The organism is Mycoplasma sp. 11548 (assembly GCF_055523555.1).
Genome location: NZ_JBVFVF010000001.1, coordinates 736130 through 758260, shown reverse-complemented (window position 1 = coordinate 758260; position 22131 = coordinate 736130). Strand labels below are relative to the sequence as shown.

Annotated in this window: 15 protein-coding genes; 11 read left to right on the top strand and 4 right to left on the bottom strand. The window is 27.9% G+C overall.

Features of this window, described 5'->3' with window-relative positions; all coding sequences use genetic code 4:
- Positions 1 to 149: 149 nt before the first annotated feature.
- The 11 genes from lon (at position 150) to AC0B4K_RS02975 (ending at position 17699) form a co-directional block, all read left to right on the top strand.
- On the top strand, positions 150 to 2789 hold the full coding sequence (lon, locus tag AC0B4K_RS03025) for an endopeptidase La (protein ID WP_465101622.1): 2640 nt from the start codon (positions 150 to 152) through the stop codon (positions 2787 to 2789).
- Between the two features lies 1 nt (position 2790).
- Positions 2791 to 4260 carry an amino acid permease gene (locus tag AC0B4K_RS03020; protein ID WP_465103746.1) on the top strand — a complete coding sequence of 490 codons (1470 nt, stop codon included), beginning with the start codon at positions 2791 to 2793 and terminating at the stop codon, positions 4258 to 4260.
- Positions 4261 to 4475: 215 nt separating this feature from the next.
- A complete protein-coding gene (locus AC0B4K_RS03015; protein ID WP_465103745.1) occupies positions 4476 to 5993 on the top strand; it encodes an MSC_0624 family F1-like ATPase-associated membrane protein in 1518 nt (505 codons plus the stop codon).
- A 3-nt stretch (positions 5994 to 5996) separates the two neighbouring features.
- Entirely contained in the window at positions 5997 to 6515 is a 519-nt protein-coding gene (locus AC0B4K_RS03010) for an MSC_0623 family F1-like ATPase-associated protein (protein WP_465102853.1), read from the top strand.
- A complete protein-coding gene (locus tag AC0B4K_RS03005; RefSeq protein ID WP_465103744.1) occupies positions 6515 to 7411 on the top strand; it encodes an MSC_0622 family F1-like ATPase gamma subunit in 897 nt (298 codons plus the stop codon). The genes AC0B4K_RS03010 and AC0B4K_RS03005 overlap by 1 nt, the downstream gene beginning before the upstream one ends.
- Positions 7411 to 7869, top strand: coding sequence for an MSC_0621 family F1-like ATPase epsilon subunit (locus tag AC0B4K_RS03000; RefSeq protein WP_465103743.1), 459 nt, complete (start codon positions 7411 to 7413; stop codon positions 7867 to 7869). Before AC0B4K_RS03005 ends, AC0B4K_RS03000 begins: the two co-directional genes overlap by 1 nt.
- On the top strand, positions 7862 to 10039 hold the full coding sequence (locus tag AC0B4K_RS02995; RefSeq protein ID WP_465103742.1) for an MSC_0620 family F1-like ATPase-associated subunit: 2178 nt from the start codon (positions 7862 to 7864) through the stop codon (positions 10037 to 10039). Before AC0B4K_RS03000 ends, AC0B4K_RS02995 begins: the two co-directional genes overlap by 8 nt.
- Before the next feature lie 8 nt (positions 10040 to 10047).
- Positions 10048 to 11577: an MSC_0619 family F1-like ATPase alpha subunit gene (locus tag AC0B4K_RS02990; RefSeq protein WP_465103741.1), complete on the top strand. Its 1530-nt coding sequence runs from the start codon at positions 10048 to 10050 to the stop codon at positions 11575 to 11577.
- Positions 11577 to 12968, top strand: coding sequence for an MSC_0618 family F1-like ATPase beta subunit (locus AC0B4K_RS02985; protein ID WP_465103740.1), 1392 nt, complete (start codon positions 11577 to 11579; stop codon positions 12966 to 12968). Before AC0B4K_RS02990 ends, AC0B4K_RS02985 begins: the two co-directional genes overlap by 1 nt.
- Positions 12969 to 12977: 9 nt before the next feature.
- Positions 12978 to 15563 carry an Ig-specific serine endopeptidase MIP gene (gene mip / locus AC0B4K_RS02980; RefSeq protein ID WP_465103739.1) on the top strand — a complete coding sequence of 862 codons (2586 nt, stop codon included), beginning with the start codon at positions 12978 to 12980 and terminating at the stop codon, positions 15561 to 15563.
- A gap of 75 nt (positions 15564 to 15638) precedes the next feature.
- Positions 15639 to 17699 (top strand): transglutaminase domain-containing protein, encoded by a 2061-nt coding sequence (locus AC0B4K_RS02975; RefSeq protein WP_465103738.1) that lies wholly within the window; start codon positions 15639 to 15641, stop codon positions 17697 to 17699.
- Between the two features lie 68 nt (positions 17700 to 17767).
- Here the strand turns inward: AC0B4K_RS02975 and AC0B4K_RS02970 are convergent, their stop codons facing one another.
- From AC0B4K_RS02970 to AC0B4K_RS02955, 4 genes are all read right to left on the bottom strand, one after another.
- Positions 17768 to 17977, bottom strand: coding sequence for a hypothetical protein (locus AC0B4K_RS02970; protein ID WP_465102418.1), 210 nt, complete (start codon positions 17975 to 17977; stop codon positions 17768 to 17770).
- Positions 17970 to 18839, bottom strand: a complete 870-nt coding sequence (locus AC0B4K_RS02965; RefSeq protein WP_465103737.1) for a DegV family protein — start codon at positions 18837 to 18839, stop codon at positions 17970 to 17972. Before AC0B4K_RS02965 ends, AC0B4K_RS02970 begins: the two co-directional genes overlap by 8 nt.
- A 557-nt stretch (positions 18840 to 19396) precedes the next feature.
- Positions 19397 to 20455: an ABC transporter ATP-binding protein gene (locus AC0B4K_RS02960; protein ID WP_465103736.1), complete on the bottom strand. Its 1059-nt coding sequence runs from the start codon at positions 20453 to 20455 to the stop codon at positions 19397 to 19399.
- A 501-nt stretch (positions 20456 to 20956) separates the two neighbouring features.
- Positions 20957 to 22090 carry an Mbov_0401 family ICE element transposase-like protein gene (locus tag AC0B4K_RS02955; protein WP_465103394.1) on the bottom strand — a complete coding sequence of 378 codons (1134 nt, stop codon included), beginning with the start codon at positions 22088 to 22090 and terminating at the stop codon, positions 20957 to 20959.
- Between the last annotated feature and the right edge of the window lie 41 nt (positions 22091 to 22131).

Sequence of the window (22131 nt, the reverse complement as noted above, 5' to 3'; positions counted from 1 at the left end):
ATAAAAATTTTTATTTAAAATTATTTGAAAAGTTTTTTTTAATAAAAAATAACTTTTAACATTATAATAGTATATTGATTTTTTGGAACTTAATTAAATTTTAATTTCCGAAAAAAAATATTTATTAAAATCAGAATTATGGGAGAAATATGAAAGAAAATAAATTAACATTAAGTGCCTTAATCTTAGATAAAAAGAAAGCTTGTGTACCTGGTGCAATTATAGAGCAAGAATTTTTTAATAATGCTGATCACCTTGCTTTTAAAAGATTTAAAAAAGGTGATAGTTTTGTTGTCGTCTATCATGATGAAAAAAATACCATTGATTCCCGTGCTATTTTAGCAACATTTTTACGTATTGTTGAAGTAAACACCCCAAATGGCAAATGACATAAAATAATTTTTAAATCAAGAAGTTATTTTGATGTAGATGATATTGGTTTAATTGTATACGAAGAAAGCGATCCAAAGGCTCCATATAAGTTTTATCCACAAATCCAATATGAAGAAATTGCACAAAAATATGATCTAGGTCAAATTTCATTTGGTGTAATTGGTGAACGTGATGATTTAGACTTATTTACTGATCTAAATGCATCTCAAAACGAAAATGATCTAATGAGATATTATGATATTTTTAGATCATTACAAAACCCCATTGAAAGAGATGCTGATAATAGCAAAACTTTTGAAGAAATTTTCTTTATTAATCAACCTCTTTCTGATCAATATGCTTCAATTAACTACCTTGAAGAATTAGTTGGTAAATATACTGAATATAACTTTAAAAAACATGGTTTTGAAAGTACTAAAGAATTTTTATTAAGTGCTATTTCATATTTAAATAATGATTATTTTGATCGTGGAACAATGTATCATGAATTTTCAATATCAGAATTACAAGAAATTTTACGCCGTATTAGTGAATTTTTAGGGTTATCTGCCGGAATTTCAAAACAAGTTCAAGAAAATATGAATAAAAAAGTGTCTAATCAACATAAGGAATTCATAATTCGTGAAAAGGTTAAAATTTTACAAGAAGAGCTAGCAAATATTAATGTTCCAATTGTGGAAGATGAATATGCAAATGACTTACGCGATAAAACTAAAGCACAAATTTATCCTGATTCAGTTAAAAAATTAATTACAGAAGAAAATAAGCGTTCAAGCGAAATGATGCCAGCTTCACCAGAAGCTTCAATTTCAAAAACTTTTGTTTCCACATTAAAAAAATTACCTTGAAGAAAAACACAAAAAGAATTTTTAGATATTAAACATGCACGCGCAGTTTTAGAAAAATATCACTATGGATTAGATAAAGTTAAAGAAAGAATTGTTGAATATATTGCAGTTATTATTAACCAAAAAAATAATGAGAGAAAATCTGCTAAAAAACTCAAACTCGATAATCAACTAGAAGTAGATTTAAACTTATTTAAAGAAGATAATAAAAAAGTTCAAGAATTCAATAATGTTCCGATTATTTGTTTAGTTGGTCCTCCTGGTACTGGAAAAACTTCTCTTTCTAAAGCAATTGCTGAATCATTGCAACGTAAATTTGTAAAAATTTCTTTAGGAGGAGTCCATGATGAGAGTGAAATTAGGGGTCATCGTCGCACATATGTTGGTGCGATGCCTGGAAAAATTATTAAAGGTATTTTAAAAGCAGAAGTTTCAAACCCTGTTATTTTACTTGATGAAATTGATAAGATGGCATCAACTAACAAAGGAGATCCAGCTAGTGCAATGCTGGAAGTTTTAGATCCAGAACAAAACTCTAAATTCCAAGATCATTATCTTGAACATGAATATGATTTATCTAAAGCAATCTTTATAGCAACGGCAAACTATTATGAAAGTATTCCGCACGCCTTAATTGACCGTGTTGAAATTATTGAACTTTCGTCTTACACTTTAACGGAAAAAATTCATATTGCTCGAAAACATTTACTTTCTAAAGCGATGCAACAAGTTGCTTTACCTGAAGATTACTTGCAACTAAGTGATGAAACACTTAAATATATTATTCAACATTATACTTCTGAAGCCGGTGTACGGGGATTAAAACGTATTTTAGATAAAATCGCACGTAAATTAACAGTTAAATTGTTAGAAACTAAACAAAAAGATTGACCAAAACATCATGCTGTTGAAATTGAAGACTTAGAAGACTTATTAGGAGTGGCTCTTTACAAGAAAAATAAAGAAATTGAAGAAGAAAAACCAGGAACCGTTAATGGTCTTGCCTATACTTCAACTGGTGGTTCATCACTGCAGATCGAAGTTAATATTTTCCCTGGAAAAGAAGAGATAAAAATCACTGGATCATTAAAAGAAGTTATGAAGGAATCTGCTCAAATTTCTGTCTCATATGTTCGTTCTAATGTTGAAAAATTTGGTATTAGTGGATTTGATTTTGACAAACATACAATTCACATTCACGTTCCTGAAGGTGCCGTTCCTAAAGATGGGCCTAGTGCAGGTGTAACATTTACAACTGCCTTAATTTCTGCATTGAAAAAATTCCCAGTTCCACCAATTTATGGAATGACTGGTGAAATCACCCTACGTGGTAAAGTTTTAGATATTGGTGGATTAAAAGAAAAATCTTTTGCAGCAAACCAAAAAAATATTCAAAAAGTATTTATTCCATATGGTAATATTAATAATTTAAGGGATATACCAGCTGAAATAAAAAATACATTAACATACATTCCTGTTAAAAATTACGAAGAAATATACAACGTAATTTTCAACAAGAAAAAACCATTAAAAGTAATTAAAGAATAGTATGGGCAAGCACTTCACTGCCAAATCATTTACACTTTTTACAATCAACTTCATCGTTGGTTTAGGTTTTATAACCACAATAACCAGTGTTTTAAATCTTGGTTATTGGGGTTATCTTGTTATTGTATTATCTTTATTGACTGTTTTGGGAACATCCTTAGTATTTTCCCGTTTATCCAACGTATATAGCGATCATTACGGAGGATCATATGCCTTTGCCAGAAATATAGATGATGATATAACAAATCACACTTACTCAATGAAGAAAAATTCAAAATTATCAATGCATCAAAGATTTAATCGCTCTTTTAAACGTAATTTTATTTTCTTTATTGGCTGAAACCAATTTATTCAATCACCAATTTTATCTTCAATTTCACCCTTGCTTTTGTCAAGAATTATTGAAGATATTCTTAGCCCAAATACACCTAACCTAATTATAATTATTTGAATTATTAGACCTTTAGCAGTATTATTATTTGGGATTTTAATTATTATTTCTACTTTTGGTTTAAAACTTAGTAAAAAAGTAATTTTAGTAAGTTCAATTTTAAAATGGTTAGTCCTTGGACTTGGACTAATTTTACTAATTACCCAAATTACAAATCTAGGTTACCATGAAAGTTTTGTGCGTTCTAAAAATATCAGCACCAAACTTATTTTTTCTAGTACTCTACTGTTTATCTTTGCTTTTGCGGGAATTGAAGACATGGCTGCTATGACCAAAGATGTGCATTTTAAAAATTTTAGAGTAATTTTACTTAGCGCAATCGGGTTAGTTTTTGTTTTTTACATGATTGCTTATTCTGTAATGCTAGGACTACGCGAAGCATTTATTGATAAAAAGTTTCATGAATACTATAATTTATCTTTAGGAATTTTTGGTTTAACCATCTTTGTGGTTGGTTTTATATCTGGAGATATTGGTTATAAAATAACTCAAACAGTTTCAAGTGCACGAAAATTAGTGCCACTGGCTCAAGATAATTTAATCGTTGAATCTTTAGCATTAAAGAACAAAAATAACGAATACAAAAAAGCAATTATTTTTGTTGCCTTTTATACACTTGTATCAATGGTTGTTTTATGTTTAATTGTATTACTAGCCCCCAAAGAAAAACAAGGCGATTATTTTGATGCTGTAATTAACATGAGTTCAATTGCTTTATTACTTGAAGATATCATGACTTTTATTGTCGCCTTTATCTTGGAAAAGAAGAAAAAAATTACAAGAATACCTCTTTGAGAGAAAATAGCATATGTAGCTGGAATTATATGAGCATCATTTTTGTTAATTACATTTTTTGTACCAGGTATTTTTGGTGCTAGTTTAACTAGTGAAGTGATCTTTACTATTTTTGGATACCTTGCATTCTTAATTTCGGGCTCTTTAATTCGCTATTATTCATATTATAAATACAAGCAAAAACTTAAGCACATGAAACAAAAAGCAATTTTATATCATCACTAAAATCCTAGTTTAAACTAGGGTTTTTTAGTGATTTTAAAGGTGGATTTAGGCACTTTATAACGACTTAGTTCCTAAAAAAAAAAAAAACTACTAAAAATATTTTTTAAGGCTGTATTCAAGGCATGAAAATATATTATGTTTGTAGGTTTATGCATACAGAATTTAACAATATAAAGTATAATTAAATAGATAATAATATATAGGAGGTAAATTCAATGACAAATGAATTATTTGAGAAGAAAAGAATTTATGTTAATTATAATTCTAAAATTAGTTCTAAATCGAAGAACCAATGAATTTTTATTTATAAAATTATCTTAATTCTTTTCTTTTTTGCTGGAGCTTTGTCGCTATTTTTAACACTTGACAAATCATTATTCCCGGCAACTTTAATTAAAGTTAACAGCACTAGTGCAAACTTGCAAGATTTTATTTCATTTGAAACGATTACAAAGCAAGAAAACAATGCCGTTGTCTTAATAAGGTTTAGTATTTTAATGTTTGTATTTTTATTTAGTATTTTCAAAAATTACTCAAATATTAATATGCAAAAAGAAAAATTAAAACATTATTCAATATTCTATGTTTTATACTTTTTGTTATCACTTGTTTCATTAATTTTATTTTACACATTTATTTTAACCAAAAATGATAATGGTGCAGAAGTAAAATTTAGAGCATATCAATACTTAGAATTAATTTATATTTTAATTCCCTTATTATTCATTAACGTTGCTTTTGAAATATATAACTTTTTAATTAAAAGAAAGTCAGACCCTGTTTTATATAAGTCTACTTGACCTTTAATTATTCAGGTTATTTCCCAAGTTGTATTAACTACTTTTGTGTTATTTAATGTGTTGCTTTGAGTTTCATATTCAAAAGCAAATGGGGCAAGATTATTCAGAAACACAACAGGAAATGAACAAAAATATTGAAACTTTGTTGATCAATTATTTAATATTAAAAGTTTTGGTAATTTAGCTATTATTGCTGTTTCATTTATTTTCGTAATATTCTTAATCATCGGAGCAAATGTAATTAAATTACAAAAATTATCAGAAAAGAATATTTACAAACATCAAGATAAAGATTCTTTCTTAATTGCACTTGTATTTGCTTTATTAGTGACAGTGTGATTAGCAACACTTTTATTGCAAGATCCTGCTAAATTTGCGATTTTAGGTGCGGAAGCCACTTATAACTTTAACAATGGGATTATTATCCTATTAGCAATTCTAGCAACTGGATTATATTTCTTAGTTTCATACTTAAAATACACTAAGACAAAAAACCCATCAAATTTAATTATTAGATTTTCAATAGCACAATTATTAATTTGATTGCCATTTATGGTATCTGTAATTCAATTTGAAAATTCTAATTTTATGATTATTAATTTATTAGTAATTAGTCTTTTATCAATTTCCACATTTACTCACTACATACTAGTAAATAAATTTATTAACAAGTTAACATTTATCATGTTAGTAATGATCTTTTCATTCAAAATTATTTTATTATTAATCTTAGGTTTAAACCACCAATTATTAATTAATAACAATTATGTTTTGGTTTCAGTGCCAACCCCAATTTCAGTAATTAAAATTATCGTTATTGTATATGCAGCTTCAATATTTACATTATTTGTAGTACAAGCATTACAGTTAGAAACTCTTGTAACCTTAAGAATATTTAAAGAAAAAAGATTTAGTTTAAAGAAGGGAAACTAGCATATGAGAAAAACAACATTATTTAAAAAAACACCAAAAATCAATGAAGAAGGTCTTTTTGATTTATACAAACAATATAAAACTGTTTATGAACAAAACGCTTCTAAGATTTTATCTTTTGAGACAATAATTAGCAAACCATTATTGTTAAATAATTTAGGTTTTAAATCGCCTGAATTTAAAACAATTAAACATAGATTAGAAAAAGCTGTTAGAGAGCGCCACAATATTCAATTTAAGGATTTCACAATTATGTTTAACTTAAATTTAAAATATTCAAAAGTTACAATGGTTCCACTAATTGCTAGTGGTGAAATCCTTTCAGATAATCATGTGATTAATTTTGTGACTGATGAGGAAGATTATGCTATTAATAATCTTTTAACAGCATTTAATACAGAAATTAGCGAATTAATCTCGAGAGGTTTTTATTTAGAGCTTATTCCTAACACACTTATTTTTCAAGGTCCTGATTCATTAAAACTATTTTTTAACCAAGAAGTAACTTCAAAAGTTGAATAATGCACATAAAGGAACTAGTCCAAAAGAAACAGAACCTAGAAAATATAAAATTAAAAGTAAATAATGATAAAAATATTTTGTTAATTAACATCCTTAATTTAACAAAAAAATTATCATTTTACTTAGATAGTGCTTTGCTTAACTCTAATTTATTAAAGTTTTTAAAATCTAAGTATACTATCTCAAATAACTTTATAACTGATTCCAAACCTGCAACTCATAAATTTCTTTTTCATAAAACAAGAGAGCTCTATGTTTATATTACTGAAGAACAAAAATATGGTACTGAATCATATACAAGATATGAAAATGAAATTTTAGCAAGAGCTAAAAAATCCGAAATTGATTTGATTACTATTGGAGAACGTGCCAAATCATTTGCACAGCTACATAAATTTAATCAATTATTACATTTTGAAAATACATTATTTAAGAACTTAACAACTTTATTAACTAAAACAATTAAAATACTATTTATCGAAAATAACTATACAAAAGTAAACTTCGTACTTAACTCAAACAAAAACTTTAAAGACGTATTTACAGTCTTGCCGCTTGAAGCATTCGACGTAGCAAAATTATTACATACCGAGTCTGTAGTAGATAAAAACTCACAATTCTTATCATTTGCGGAAATTTATCCAAATATTGAAAACTTTATTGAGTCACAAATTTCAATTTTCTTAGAAAATGCTATTAATTCACTTATTACTGAATCATCATTTTATGCAGCTAAAAACAATTTAGTTACAATTGATAAAAAACTTAAACAACTTGATGATGAATTATTGTTATTAACTAAACGCATTAACCGCGTAAAACAAGAAAAGCAAATTGAAGAAATAACTTTCTTAACCAAGAAAAAACGTACTATTTTTGAGGAAGGTGGCAAATAATGGCATTTAAACAAATTTCGATAACTTTCTTAAACAATAAAAAGAAAGATAACATTTATGATTATGATGTTTTTATTAATAGTAATGATGAAGATACATGAGTTAAACTAGGTGATAATTCAATTGGTTCTTACCCAAGACTTTTATTAAAATTTGTTAATAATACATTGCAAAATACGTTTTTTATGTTCTTAGAGAATGTGAGTTTTCTTGCGCATGATAATATGATGAATATTAAAACGTTTTCAAAACCTAACTTTTACAAAAAAACAAAGCAAAAAATTGCTTTAAATAATGATTTGGTTACTAAAAAACAACGAGTATCAGATTTAGTTTCAAACCAATTTATTGGTTGATCAATCGAAGAAGTACTCGAATTAGAATTTTTAGAATACGAAATCTTTAAACTATCAATGAGTAAGTTATTGAATTTAGAGGAGGTTAATAACCATGAATAAAAAATTCAAAAAACTGTTTAACTTATTAGCCCTTTCGCCAACTTTACTTGCACCTTTAGCTTTAGTTTCACAAACTCCAGGTGGAGGTCAAAATCCTAACCCAGGAACTGGGGGGGAGCAACAAAATCCTGGGGGCACACAAGCTCCACAAACCCCACCAAAAAATGCTGAAGACTTCGACTCATTTAAAGAAATTGCTGAAAATGCAACTAAAGAAATGGTTACTAACGCGGTTAACAACTTTATTTCATGAGTTGATGACCAAAAACAAAGAATTAATACTCAAGAAACAGATTTTCAAAAGAAATTAAGTAAAATTACTTACTTAAACATTCTTTCAAACTTTTTCAAAAAGAATAAGGATGAAATTATTGCAAATCCTTCGGCTAAGGATTTAAATATTATCTTCCCATTAGTGGCTGGAACCCAGCGTAACGTTGATATCTCAAACATTAAATATAACAATGAAGATTTTAATGGGGTTTGAGTTGGATCAACTAACCCAACTGATTATAAAACTCCATTAGGTGAAGGAACAACTTTTCAAGTACCTGATGGTGGTAAAGATCAAGTTAATTCATGAGATAAGAAAAAATTAGAAGAATCTCTTGGGAAATATGGAAAAAGTTTATTAGAAGAATTTAATAAATTAATTTATAAAGAAGAAGATGCCCTAGAAATTGATAAAGATTATTTTTTATCACTTAACGAAGATCCAAAAGATAATAGATATGATATTAAACCACCACAAGGTTATAATTCATGAGATGAATATATTGTTTCTAAATTTAAACCTAGAATTTCTAAATTTGACTTAGAAAAAAATATTGAATTAACAAAAGAAGAGCAGGAACAACAGCAACAGCAACAACCACCTGATCCAGATAATCCTGATAATCCAGATCAAGATAAACCAACAGATCCAGTTAAAACTCAAGAGATCTCACAAGGGATTCCACCTTTATCTCCTGAACTTAAATGGCATCAGATGGATGATAGTGACATAGCTGAAAAATTTGCTTCTAATAACGAAATTTTCTTCTTTAAAAACCCTGTTAACACTAGATATAAATATACTGTACAAAGTGTTAAAAAAGAAGGTGATAAATATATTGCTGAAGTAAAACTTAGTGATACAGTTGAAGTTGATAAGAATAGAACTTATACTGCAGAAGTAAAAGTTCATAATAATAAAAAAACTGCGGCTTTAACCGAGTTAACTTACCAAACAATTTCAAAATTATTTACAGACTTATATAAGTCATTAGGAATTGATGAAAAAATAAACTATACAAATCTTGAAAGTAATCAACTATCTGATGCTTTATTTCAAATTGTTAATAGTGGTGTTCAATTAATTAACACTGCATCATTTATTAAAAATTATGAAGCTGTACAAAATGCATATGCAAATGATATTTCCTTAAATGAAGTTTCTAAAACAGTTTTAAATAGCTCTGGTTTTGAAGATAACTTAACTGAGTTAACCTTAGCTTCAATGAAAACTTCACAAATTAATAACTTACCTTACTATTATTCGTTAGTTAATGCTTTAAACCGTAAAAAAGAGTTATTAAAAAATCGGATTACTCGTAACGATAAATTAGAAGGTCAACTAAAAGAAAAAGGAATTGAGATTAAACATATCAACACCTTTTATTCTAACTTAGAAACCAAAATTTATAAACTTAGAAAATCAACTGATCTTTCAACATTTAATGTTACAAAATGGTATGAAAGATTCATTCAAAATATTAAAATAGTTTCTGAAGAATTATTGCTATTACAAAAAGTAATTGGTGAAACTCAAACTCAAACATCGCAAAGCCAATCTACTCAACCAAATATTCCAGCTGGTGCTAATGCCCAAGAAAACATTCAATCTCAAGAACCAGTGTCTAACCCTGCTGAAGGTGAGCAACAAGCTGCATATAAAGAGATTATTAAACGTAATAACCAAGAAGTTAAGACTAATGGTAGCATAATTATGGGATTTGGAATTTCGCTTTGAGTTATGGGACTTATCGCAAGCATCGCAAACACATTTGTGCTTATAAAAGCATTTACAACAGACCGTTGAAAACAATATAGAAAATTATCAATTTTATTAGCAACATCATTTGTTGTTGCAATTATTGTAGGTATTGCCTTACATATTTTAGGATTATAGGAGGAAAAATGAATAAAAATCCAACAATTACATCTATATTTGATTATATAGTAGAAGTTACTGGGGAATTCCCATATAAACAAAGACAGTTTTATCATTTATTAGATAATACTGAAGTTAAATTAATGTTAATAAATGCGACAGCAAACAAAGCCTTTTTATTAGCTAATACAAAAGAAGCTCAACTTAAAATTGGTGCTGAAATTGTGTTAGAAAATGATGATGCTAGAGTTGATACACCAAGTGATTTATTTGGAAATGTTATTGACATTTTTGGAAACAAAGTACTTCCAACACCTGAGAAAAACTATTTATATACACAACCAACAGGAGCTAAAGTTTTTGAACTCGCCCACGACTTAATGTCAGTTAAAACACTTAAAGATCAGTTATTTACTGGTATTGTATCAGTTGACTTACTTATACCAATTGGTAAAGGACAACGTGAATTAATTATTGGTGATCGTCAAACTGGTAAAACACATATTGCTATTAACACAATTATTAACCAAGCTAAGGAAGGTGTTAAATCAATTTATGTCGCAGTTGGTCAAAAACGTGAAGCAATTTCAAGAATTTACCGTACTTTAAGTGAATATGGAGCAATGCAAAATACAATTATTATCGATGCGCCTTCAACAAGTGCTTTTGAACAATACCTTGCACCATACATAGGAATGGCACATGCTGAAAACTTATCATACGAACATGATGTTTTGGTTGTCTTTGATGATTTAACAAAACATGCAAACATTATTCGTGAAATTGCGCTTTTAACTGACCGTCCAGTTGGTAAAGAAGCTATGCCGGGGGATACATTCTTCTCACACTCTCAATTATTAGAGCGTTCAGGAAGTTTTGAAAATAGAAAAACTATTACTGCATTGCCAATTTTACAAACTATTGATGGAGATATTACCTCATTAGTATCATCTAACATCATTTCAATTACTGATGGTCAAATTGTAACTAGTGCCGATTTATTTTCACAAGGAATCTTGCCAGCTATTAACATTGATCTATCTGTTTCGCGTACTGGATCAAGCGTGCAAAGCCGTAGTGTTACTAAAGTAGCTGCCGAAGTTGGTAAAGCATACAGAAAATACAAACGTCACTTAAAACTTTCAATGTTAGATTACGAATTTAACAAAGAAACTACTGAATTATTAAATAAAGGTAAGTTAATTGAAAAATTATTTAATCAAAAAGGTTTTGCAATTTACTCTAAAAAAACAGTTTTACTTACTTCTAAATTAATCTCATGGGGATTATTTAATGGAATAAAAGACCAGGAAAAGGCCTTGCAATTTATTGATTTATTAATTCAAACTAACGATCAAGCGCAAAATGCATATAATAAGATTATTAATGATACTGAAGTTTATGATGATGCCTTAGTAAGAACTTTCTTTGCATCAGCTTTAAAACAATATGCTAAATATAATGGTTATAATTGAGATATAACCATTGACCATGAATTTGTTGACTTTGAAGAAAGTTACCTTGAAGAATTAGCAATGAAATTAGGAGATAAATAATGAACGGAAAAATTTTAAGTTTATGGTCAGACGTTCTTGAAATAGAATTTTCTAAAGATAACTTACCAAAAGTAAACCATTTATTAACTTTACATAATGGTGCAACTTATTTATTAGTAAAAAGAGTGCTTAATGATACTACTGTTAGAGCTATTGTAATTTATAGTTCACAAGAAATTTCAATTAGCGATGTTGTTACAAACCTTGGACATAGCTTTATGGTTCCAGTTGGTAAAGACTCGCTTAATAACATTTACTCATTTAGAGGTGAAGCATTATTACCGCAAGAATACCTTCCACTTAAAGTTGAAATGAATTCAACTATCAATAACACTCGTTTCCTTACTCGTGAATTTGAATTTATTGAAACTGGTATTAAAGCAATTGACTTCTTTATTCCAATTGTCAAAGGATACAAAATTGGTATTTTTGGTGGAGCCGGTGTTGGTAAAACAGTTTTAATGAAGGAAATGATTTTCAACATTAACCGTCAATCACCTAATACATCAAACATTTTCATTGGTTCAGGTGAGCGTTCAAGGGAAGCAATTGAGTTATACAATGAGCTTAAATCTTCAAACCTAATGGACAAATCAGTTATGTATATTTCTAAGATGAATGAATCACCTGGTGCTCGTATGTCAATTGTGCCAATTGGAGTAACAGCTGCTGAATACTTAAGAGATCAACATAACCAGGATGTGCTTTTATTCGTTGATAATATTTACCGTTTCTTACAAGCTGAAAATGAAACAAGTGCTACCTTAGGAAAACGTCCATCAGTTGGTGGATATCAATCTACTTTAGAAAGTGATGTTGCCGCAGTTGAAGATCGTTTATTTAAAAATGAAAATGGATCAATTACCTCATTCCAAACAATGTTTTTACCAATGGATGACTTGTCAGATCCATCAGCAGTTGCCGTATTTAACCACTTAGATGGAAACTTAGTTTTATCTCGTGCTCAATCTGCTAAAAATATTTTCCCTGCTTTTGATCCATTAGCTAGTCAATCCAACTCAGTTACTGCTGAATTATTAGGTAAAAAGCACTTTGATGCAATTATTGAGGCTAAGAGAATTTTAAAAGCTTACAAGGATTTAGAAGACGTTATTTTAATTTTAGGTTTTGATGAACTGGATGATGAAAGTAAAAACACAGTTAAAAAAGCTTTACAACTTGAAAACTTCTTTACACAAAACTTCTTCATGACTGAACACTTTACTAAATCACCAGGGGTTTTTGTGCCACTTAATGAAACAGTTGACTCTGTTATCAGAATTCTTGAAGGAAAATACTTGAAACAAAGTCCTGAAATTTTCCAATATGTTGGATCAAACTTAACTATTCCTACTGATGAAGAACTTGAATCATCAATGCAATATAGTTAATTTTAAATAATGAGAAAAAGAAAAATATTACAGGGACTTATTAGTGTTTCGTCACTTATAAGTCCTTTGTTCTTTCTTAGTGCATGTAATCCAACACAAAAAGAGCCAGAAAAACCAAACCCAGAACCTGATCCTGCTCCACTGCCACCAGCTGTAAATGATCCAGGTAATAATAATGATAGTCAACCAAAAAATCCTGGTAATAATACTACCCAAAAATCGCCAGAAGTTACTAGCACTAAAAGTTTAAACCATTTTAATTTAGTGCAACTTGATCCTTATTCACGTCAAGTGGATTTTTGATTCCATGCCCAAAACCAAAAAGATTTAAAACGTGATAAATTCCATATTTTACTTAATGATACTGTTAAAGTTGACTTAGTTAATGGATCAGTTTCATATGGAGTATATGCCGGAAGTTTTGAAGTGCCTAACTCACTCAGTTCTTTAACTAAAGCTCAGTTATTTTATGAAGATACTACTGTTAAATATCATTCTGAGCAAATAGCGCAGCCCATAGAATTTAAAACTGACAAACTAGGTTATGTTGACTTTGAAATTACAAAATATTCTAATGATTCAAAGAAACTTGAAGATATTTATCCAACTGATTTAAAACTAGCGGATTTGGAAATTAATGTTAAAGGTCAAAATGCCAATTTATATAATTACAATGTTACAAAATTTGATTATTTTGTAGACCAAAAAGGCCAAAATATTTCTGATTGACTAGGAGCTTTAAATTTAATTATTACTTTTACAAATAAAACAAATCCAAGTGAGGTATTTACAAGATCTAAACTTATTACTGGTCTTAAATTTAACCCAATTGATGGTAAAAAAAATAATGCATATGATAAAAACGATCCTCAAAACCATGAGCATTTAAACCATGATTATGTTTTATATAAACATTTAAACCATCAACAACGTTATGAAATGGATAATGTGTTATATTTAAATAGTTTGATGGCACATTTACAATTTAAAGGAATTTCGCCCCTTGATTACCGCTTAGATTTAAATATTGCTTCTAACAAAGAAGCAATAAATAATTTTGATAAAAAAGCTAAAGAATTAGGTTTAGATACATATCAATCTTCTTATATTAAAGGTTTTACATTACCAAAATATGACACTAATGGAGAATTTTTAGGTCTGGCAATGCAAGAAGGTGGGGAAATTGAAAAAGGACCTGAACGTGCGGATTCAATTGGGCGTTTCCAATGGAGATATAGTGGCCTTGCACGAACTTTAGTTAATGAACATTATAAAACGGCTGCAATGCAGACTTATAGCGTACAATTTACTAATCCAGTGGAAGGATCAACTCAATCTTCTGCTGGAACAATGTGGATTTTAGATTATCAAATTTCTGAGGATGGAAAATATCCAACTAAATGATATTTTGGAACTAACTTACACGTTGCAGATAATTTTACGAGCCAAACTCGGAATGTAAGCATTGCTAAATTAAAAAATAATATTAATTTAGATAAACAATTTTCTGCAGTAAGCACTGATATTGATTTTGAACAATTTACTTTTAGAAATGGTGTTGCTCAATCTATGGTAAAAAAAGTTTTTGAAGGAAAAAACTTTTTATCTTCAAAACCTGCTGATTTTTTAACTCCAGAGCAAAAAGCAAAATATGAAAATTTAGAAGAATTTGTGGATTTTGCAGTGCTAGAATTTGATTTTAGCCACGTTAATTCAGATAATGTTTGAGCCTATGATTATTCGACAAATGCTAGCTCAAATTTAGATTATGAATATGATCAAATCAAGAATAAACCTGATGAATTTGCAAAACTAATTACTAATGATTATGCAAACACCAAAGATAAACATATTAAATTTTTACAAAAATCATACTTACAAGACTATTCTCAAATTGACCGCGAACTAATTTCAACTAATGAAACTAAAAAACAGTACCAAGGGAACGAACTATATTCAGTTGGGTACCCATTATCATTTGAAGATTATTTCTTTTTAAATGAAGATGGATCGGGTGCAAATCAAAGTGAAAATTACCGTACCAGAATGGATACATATTCACTTTGAACAAATTCAAACCCAGAGTTTTATTGGCATAAAGATGAATATGAGCAAAGTTATAAAGATTTAGGTAATTATTTATCTAGTTCACTTGGTTATCGTACTTTTACTAATAAACCAGGACTTACTGATGCTTTTTTAACTGCAACTCATACTGGTAAAGACTTTTATGTCTCAGGAAATGATAAATTAATTGGGTATGGGTTAAATTATTTACCTAAGCAATATGTTCCATATGGTGGAGCTAGTGGGACATCATTTAGAAATCAAAATAATGAGCTTGTTGGTGTTTTCCATTCTGGAAACTCCGCTGCACGTACTGGTTTATTAGCAGCCTTTAGATCAGAAGGATTTAATTACCAAGGATTATTTGGAGAATATAATTTACCACAATACGATTTAATATATGGAGGAGGAAATCTTCAAATTAACTCCTATCGCCAAGCTATGGCTCAAATATACCCTGATTTTAAAACTAATTTATTCCCTACAGGTTTTAATAATATTCCTGAAGAATTTAAATTTAATAAATAAAATATAATTTTCTTATATAATATATACATAAAAATTCGTTTTTTTATAAATTCTATAAATATAGAAAGGAATATTATGCATAAAAAACTAAAGAAATTTCTTATTTTTGGTGCAACTGCTCCGCTTTTTGCCATTGCTAGTTGCACAGCACCTGCTCCTGAACCAGGAGCAGGTAATGGAACAACGACACCCACACCTAGTGATCCTACCCCAGCACCAAAAGATCCGACTAAAGAACCAGTTATTGGAACAAAGGAAACAAATCCTAACCCTGAAACACCAAAGACTGAGCCAAATCCTGGCAAGTTTGAGCCAACACCTCCACCAGTAAATGACCCTAACTCTACAAAAACACAAAACGAAGGTGAAAACGAGAAAAATACTAACCCAGGTTCTAAAGATCAAGAAGAAAAAAAATCAGATACTGTTACACCTCCACCTTCAAAATCGCAGCAAGAGTCTGCAAAAAAAGAAGAACCTGCTAAACCTGCAAATAAAAACCAACAACAATATGAACAATTATTAACTGAAGTTCAAATATTTTTAAAAGATGAATTAAAGTCTGAGTTAAAGTATGAATTGTACAGAGATTCATTAAATCAAATAATTGATGATACTAATTATTATTTAGTTACAAATCACCCAGTAAATTCAGAAGATTTATATAAGCAACAATATAATAAATTATCTTTATCTTTCAATGAAGCTAAAAGTAAGTATAAATCAGCACCAGAGGTTTCATATACTGAATCTGACTTGCAACATAAAGAAGGTAAAGGAAAAAGTGAAGATTTGCTTTCATTAAATTATTCTAACCAAGTGCCTGCAAATGCTAAAATTAATTTAGAAGCTATGAGTTATTTAAAATTCCTTAGTGCTGAGCAAATCAAAAGGTATTATGATGACAATGACCCTGCTTTAATCAAGCAACTTGGAAAAGACGGAATTTCTAAAAACCGCAAGATTATTGATGATAAAGTAAAAGATATTACCAAAGGAAAAGATAAAAAAATGGATCAAGTAAAAGCAGTTTTTGATTGACTTACAGCTAATTTAAAATATGCACAAGGCGCAGACCAAACTGCTTCAATTGACCCTGTTGAAGCTATGAATAAATTAATAGTTGTTTGCGGTGGTTTTAGCAACCTATACAAAGCAATGCTTGATTCTTTAAATGTCCAAAGTGCAGTTGTGATCGGTTGATCAAAATATGGATATCACCAATGAAATATTGTTTTTGACGAAGATAAAAAAGAATTTTTCCATTCTGATGCTACTTGGGGCCAAAGTTACTACGCTAAGACAAATGATGATTTTGCTAAAGACCATAGGTCATTTGAAATTTTAAATTCGCCATATGTAAAAGATGGCTTTGAATATAAATATTATCGTGGTTTTGCTCTTAATGGTAATAAAAACAAAAATGCGGATCAAAATCAAAAACATGCTGATAATATTAATGATTTAAAAGTTACAAGTATTTCATCACAAGCATTAAAAGAAAGCAAAAAATTATACATTGGTGAACATATCGAGCAAATTGATTATGCTGGCGGAACTGGTGAAGTAGTTGAATTTACTGTCAATCCTCATAATAAGCATTTTAGTGCTAAAGATGGTATTTTATACAACAAAGAGATGACTAAATTATTAGTTATTCCTAATAAACTTACAAATAAAGAATTTACTTTACCTAAAACAGTTCGTGAAATTCAAGATTGAAAACAATCATTCAATAACCCATATTTGGAAAAAATTAACGTAGAACCAGGTAGTTATTGGTTTGCATCTTATGGTGGCATTTTATATACTAATAACTTTGAAAGATTAGTTTTTGTTCCTAATAATATTGGCCCAACTGTTACGGTTCATAAAAATGCCAATTTTAAAGAACATACCTTTGCACAACTGAAAAATATTAATGAAATTATTATACCTGAAGGTGTCACTAGATTACCACAATGGTTTGTAAATAGCGTAACAAGTTTAAGAAAAATTCACTTACCTTCCTCATTAACTGAACTTAAAGAAGATTCATTATGAAATGTTTCTAACCTTACAGTTAAAGTACAAGATAAAATGAATCAATCTGTTTTAAATATTTTAAAGAAAAAAGGTTTTAAAATTGAAAAATAAACTAAAATAACATGGCTAAGGCCATGTTATTTTTAATAAAAGTTTCTAGGATATGCTCCATAGAAACTTTACACAGTATATTTGTATAAGAAGAAAAAGATAACACCAATAACTATTAACAATAGAATAATTGAAATAATACTAAAATAAAAGATTAAATGAAATTTAATTTTTTTATATTTATCTAAATTACTATTTTCTTGGTGATGTTTTATAATTTGCTCTATTTCTTGAATTTGGTTGTTTTCTTTTTCGATTTTATCTATTTGATTATTCATTATCAAATTTTAATTCCGGCATTACGCTTAATGCTATTGCTTCAGGGCCAGTATGAACAGCAATTACAGAAGGTGTTAAGAAGATTGATTGAGGATTAACTTTAAAGTATTTGTTATTCATTACAATATCTACAAGTTCTTGCTTAATACCATGAATAAAAGTGATTACAAATTTCTTATCTTTAATTTTAGATGATTCTTCTTCACAATACTCCACAATGCCCTCAATAACTTTTTGGATTGCCTTTGTAATATTTCTTTTTAAACTTGCCAGTTTAACACTACCGTCTTCTTCATAACTTAAAATAGGCAACATTGGTATTTTAGTTAAAACGAATTTTTTAAAACTTGATAGTCTACCGCCTTTAATCATGTGATCAATATTTTCAGGTACAATGTTTGTTATAGATGATTCATTAATTCACACCATTTCTTCATATAATTGTTGAATTGTATAATTCTTTTGTTCATATAAATGTTTTAAATAATCAACTGTTTTAGTTATTTGATCCCCAATTAAATGGTTTTCCATAACGTGGATATTACCAAGTTCTTGCCCAATTGTACGAACTGTGTTAGCAGTTGCTGATAATTTTGAAGAAATTCCCACAAAAATTACATCATCAAATTCTTCCGAAGCATCTTTTAATATTTGTTCAATTGTATCTAGTTTTGGCAATGATGTTAAAACTTTATTAGCTTTAGAAATTTTTTCTAATAACTCTTGGCGATCATCAATACCATCAAGGTATGTTACTCCATCAATTTCTACTTGTAAGGGTAAAAATTTGTAACCTAATTCTTGTGCTTGTTGCTTTGTTAAACAAGAAAAAGCATCTAATATAATTCCTAATTTTTTCATAAAGTAATTTTAACATAAAATAAATATAAATCTAAATATTAAATATATTATTAAGATTAAAAATTTTATAAATAGTTATGTAAAACATAAGATAATTTTAGTCATCATGGTTATATAATTATTTATATTAATTTAAATAAATAATAAAGATGCTTATTGTTTTTTATATGATAGCAAAATTTATATTTATGCAAATTACTCTGATATCACCAAAGTTGTTTGGTGTTGATTAATGCATTCTTTTTTTTATGATAAAAAAGATATACTAAATATTATAAACAATAATATCAACTGATATAAACGCGAAGCGGTGCCTAGCATCAATAACTTTGTAGTTTTTACCTTATTAAATAAAAAAATAATATTTCAAATAGTAGATGACAAAAAAATGAAGATTATTAAAACCTATATAATTAATATAATTATTCATATTTAAAAGCATACCTGGATAAATAGTAAAAACTCACGCCGACTAAACAAGTATAAATAATTTGCTTATTTGAATATTCCCTGTCTAACTAGTGTGAGTTTTTAAAAAAAGATAAAAATTATTATTTTTAAGTTTGTGAGCTTTGTATCATTTGCGTATATTTACCATTTATTTGCAATAATTCACTGTGTGTTCCTTTTTCTAGTATTTTACCTTTATCGATAACTAAAATTAAATCTGAGTTAATTATTGTACTTAGACGGTGGGCTATTGAAATTGTTGTCGTTTTGTTAGTTAATTTATCCATTGATTTTTGAATTTCTAATTCAGTTAAAGAATCAATGTTTGAAGTAGCTTCATCTAAAATAATAATGTGAGGATTTTGATAATTTACCCTTGCTATGGAAACTAATTGCTTTTGTCCTTGGGATAAACTTGAATTATGATTTATTAAATACGATTTTGTACCTTGTGGCATTTTTTCTATGTGGGTTGTTAAATTTGAGTTATCAATTGCTTGTTGTAATAATGATTCATTAAATGGTTTAGTTGCTCCATAGGTTATATTATTTTCAATTGTATCTGTGAAGATTTGAATGTCTTGGAGCACAAAGCCAAAAAGTTTTCTTAAGGAACTTTTTTTGATTAATTTAATGTTAATATTGTCAATTAAAATTTCGCCACTGCTAACTTCATAAAAGCGACCAAGTAAATTAACAATTGTTGTTTTACCTGCCCCGGTTTTACCAACTAATGCAATTTTTTGACCTGGGAGCACTGTAAAACTAATATTATCTATGGTAGCAATATTTTCATATGCAAAGGAAACATTCTTAAATTCAATTAAACCTTGATAACTTGCAAGTTTATCTTGTTGCTTATTAACTCAATAAAATTTATCATTTTCTTCTTTGAGATAAATCTCACCTTGGTCTTCTTCATCTTGCTGATCTATAATCCCAAAGATACGTTTTGAGCCTTCAATGGCTTTTAAAATATCGTTAGCTCGCATCATGATTGTTGACACTGGATGTGCAAATGATTTGGCAAATTGAGTAAAAGAAACTAAAGTACCAACTGTTAAACCAAGACCAGCTGAATTACCTTGAACAAATAAAATTGATCCAAAAACAGCAATTGTTCCATAACAAATTAAACCAATGTTAAATGATACAGGAAATAACATTCCAGATAAGCGGTAAGTTTTGTGACTTATTTTTTTGTGCTCATTGGTTAGTTTATGGTACTTTGGCAGCGGCAGAAAAAGGGGTGGTATAACTAAACACTATACTCTGTATAAAAATTATAACACAATCATAATTTTTCATAACTGCAAAATTTACAAAAATTAAGCAAAAAAAGAAGTGTATGCACTTTTAAGCTTTTTTTGCTTAATCAAGTTTAATACTTTGTATTAAACTACACGTACTCGTGCGCGCACACTTTAAAGTGTCAAAAAACACCGCATGAATTTCTAACGAAAATGCTTTTTTTAGTTTCTTTACCATATACATAGTATATGGTATTTTATTATTTTTTCCGTATGCACTTTTCACTACACTTTATAAAAACTGTATTGAAAATAGTATACACTTTTACATACACATAAAATATTATATATATTATTAAATAATATATATAAAAAGTTTTAAAAATAGCATACTTTACTGTATGTATTTTGTATACACTAATAAAAATCAAAACTAAAATTCTTATTTTTTAGTCTGATAAAATTTTTACAATTGTTTCAACTAAATAAGCTAAATCTTTTGAAAATAGGGGTTTTTATAAAGTGATTTATATAACTTTCTGCTCTTCCACCATTATAATTTTTTCTCAAAAATGTATTAAAAATGTACTCTTCATTTTCAGAAAAAGTCTTTAAAAATCCTCTTAGTTCTTTTATTTTTTTAATAAAAATTTTGTGAATTTTTAGATAATTTATTAAACTTTTTAATACTCTTTTAAACTCTTGAAAATTCATTTTTTCTAAAAAATTGTTCATTATTTTATATAAATTTTCTACTTGAAAATGTTTTGAAAATTCGCAATTTTTCTTATTTTTTGTTTTATTAAAACCAAAAATATTAAATAAATTTCTTTTAAAATGGTATAAATCATAATACCTTTTTACCCCTAATTTTTTTGAAATAGTGTTAATAAATCTTGCTCCGTCACCACTAATTATTACTTTATTTTTATCAAAATATTTACCAAAAAACTCCTTTATTTTATTGCAAATAAAGTCTAAATTTTTATATTCTTCCTTAAAAACTAAACTATGTTTATTGTTATTTTTATCGACTAAAAAAACATTTCTTATACATCTTTTTACTTTTTTACGACCCAAATTTTCTTTAAAATAGGTATCATCAATATGAATTTCTATCCTGTTTTTAATATCTAATTTATTAGAATTTTTATTAAACTTATAAGATAAATTGCCTATTTTTAAGTGATAATCTAACACATATTTTGGTATTAATTTTTGATTATTTTTCTTCCTTCTAGTTCAAATTTGTTTATTAAATTGGTTGTAAATATCTTTGTAATAATATTTATTTTTACCAATTCTTTTTGTTTCTTCATTATGATAATAAGTAAAACTTTTACCAGTACTTTTATCAGTATATACTCCCAATTTATATTCAAAAACATCACCATTTATTATTATTTTCCGCCTTTTTATTTTCTTTACTTTTCAGTTCTTAAATTCAGTTTTTTCTAATCTAATTTTGGATCTAAAAATATATTCTTCATCATTTCAATTTTTAATCATTTTTTGATTATCTATTTCAACTCAATTTTCAAATTTGCTCATATAAAAATTTTATAAAAAATAGCACTCTTTAGTGCTAAGTT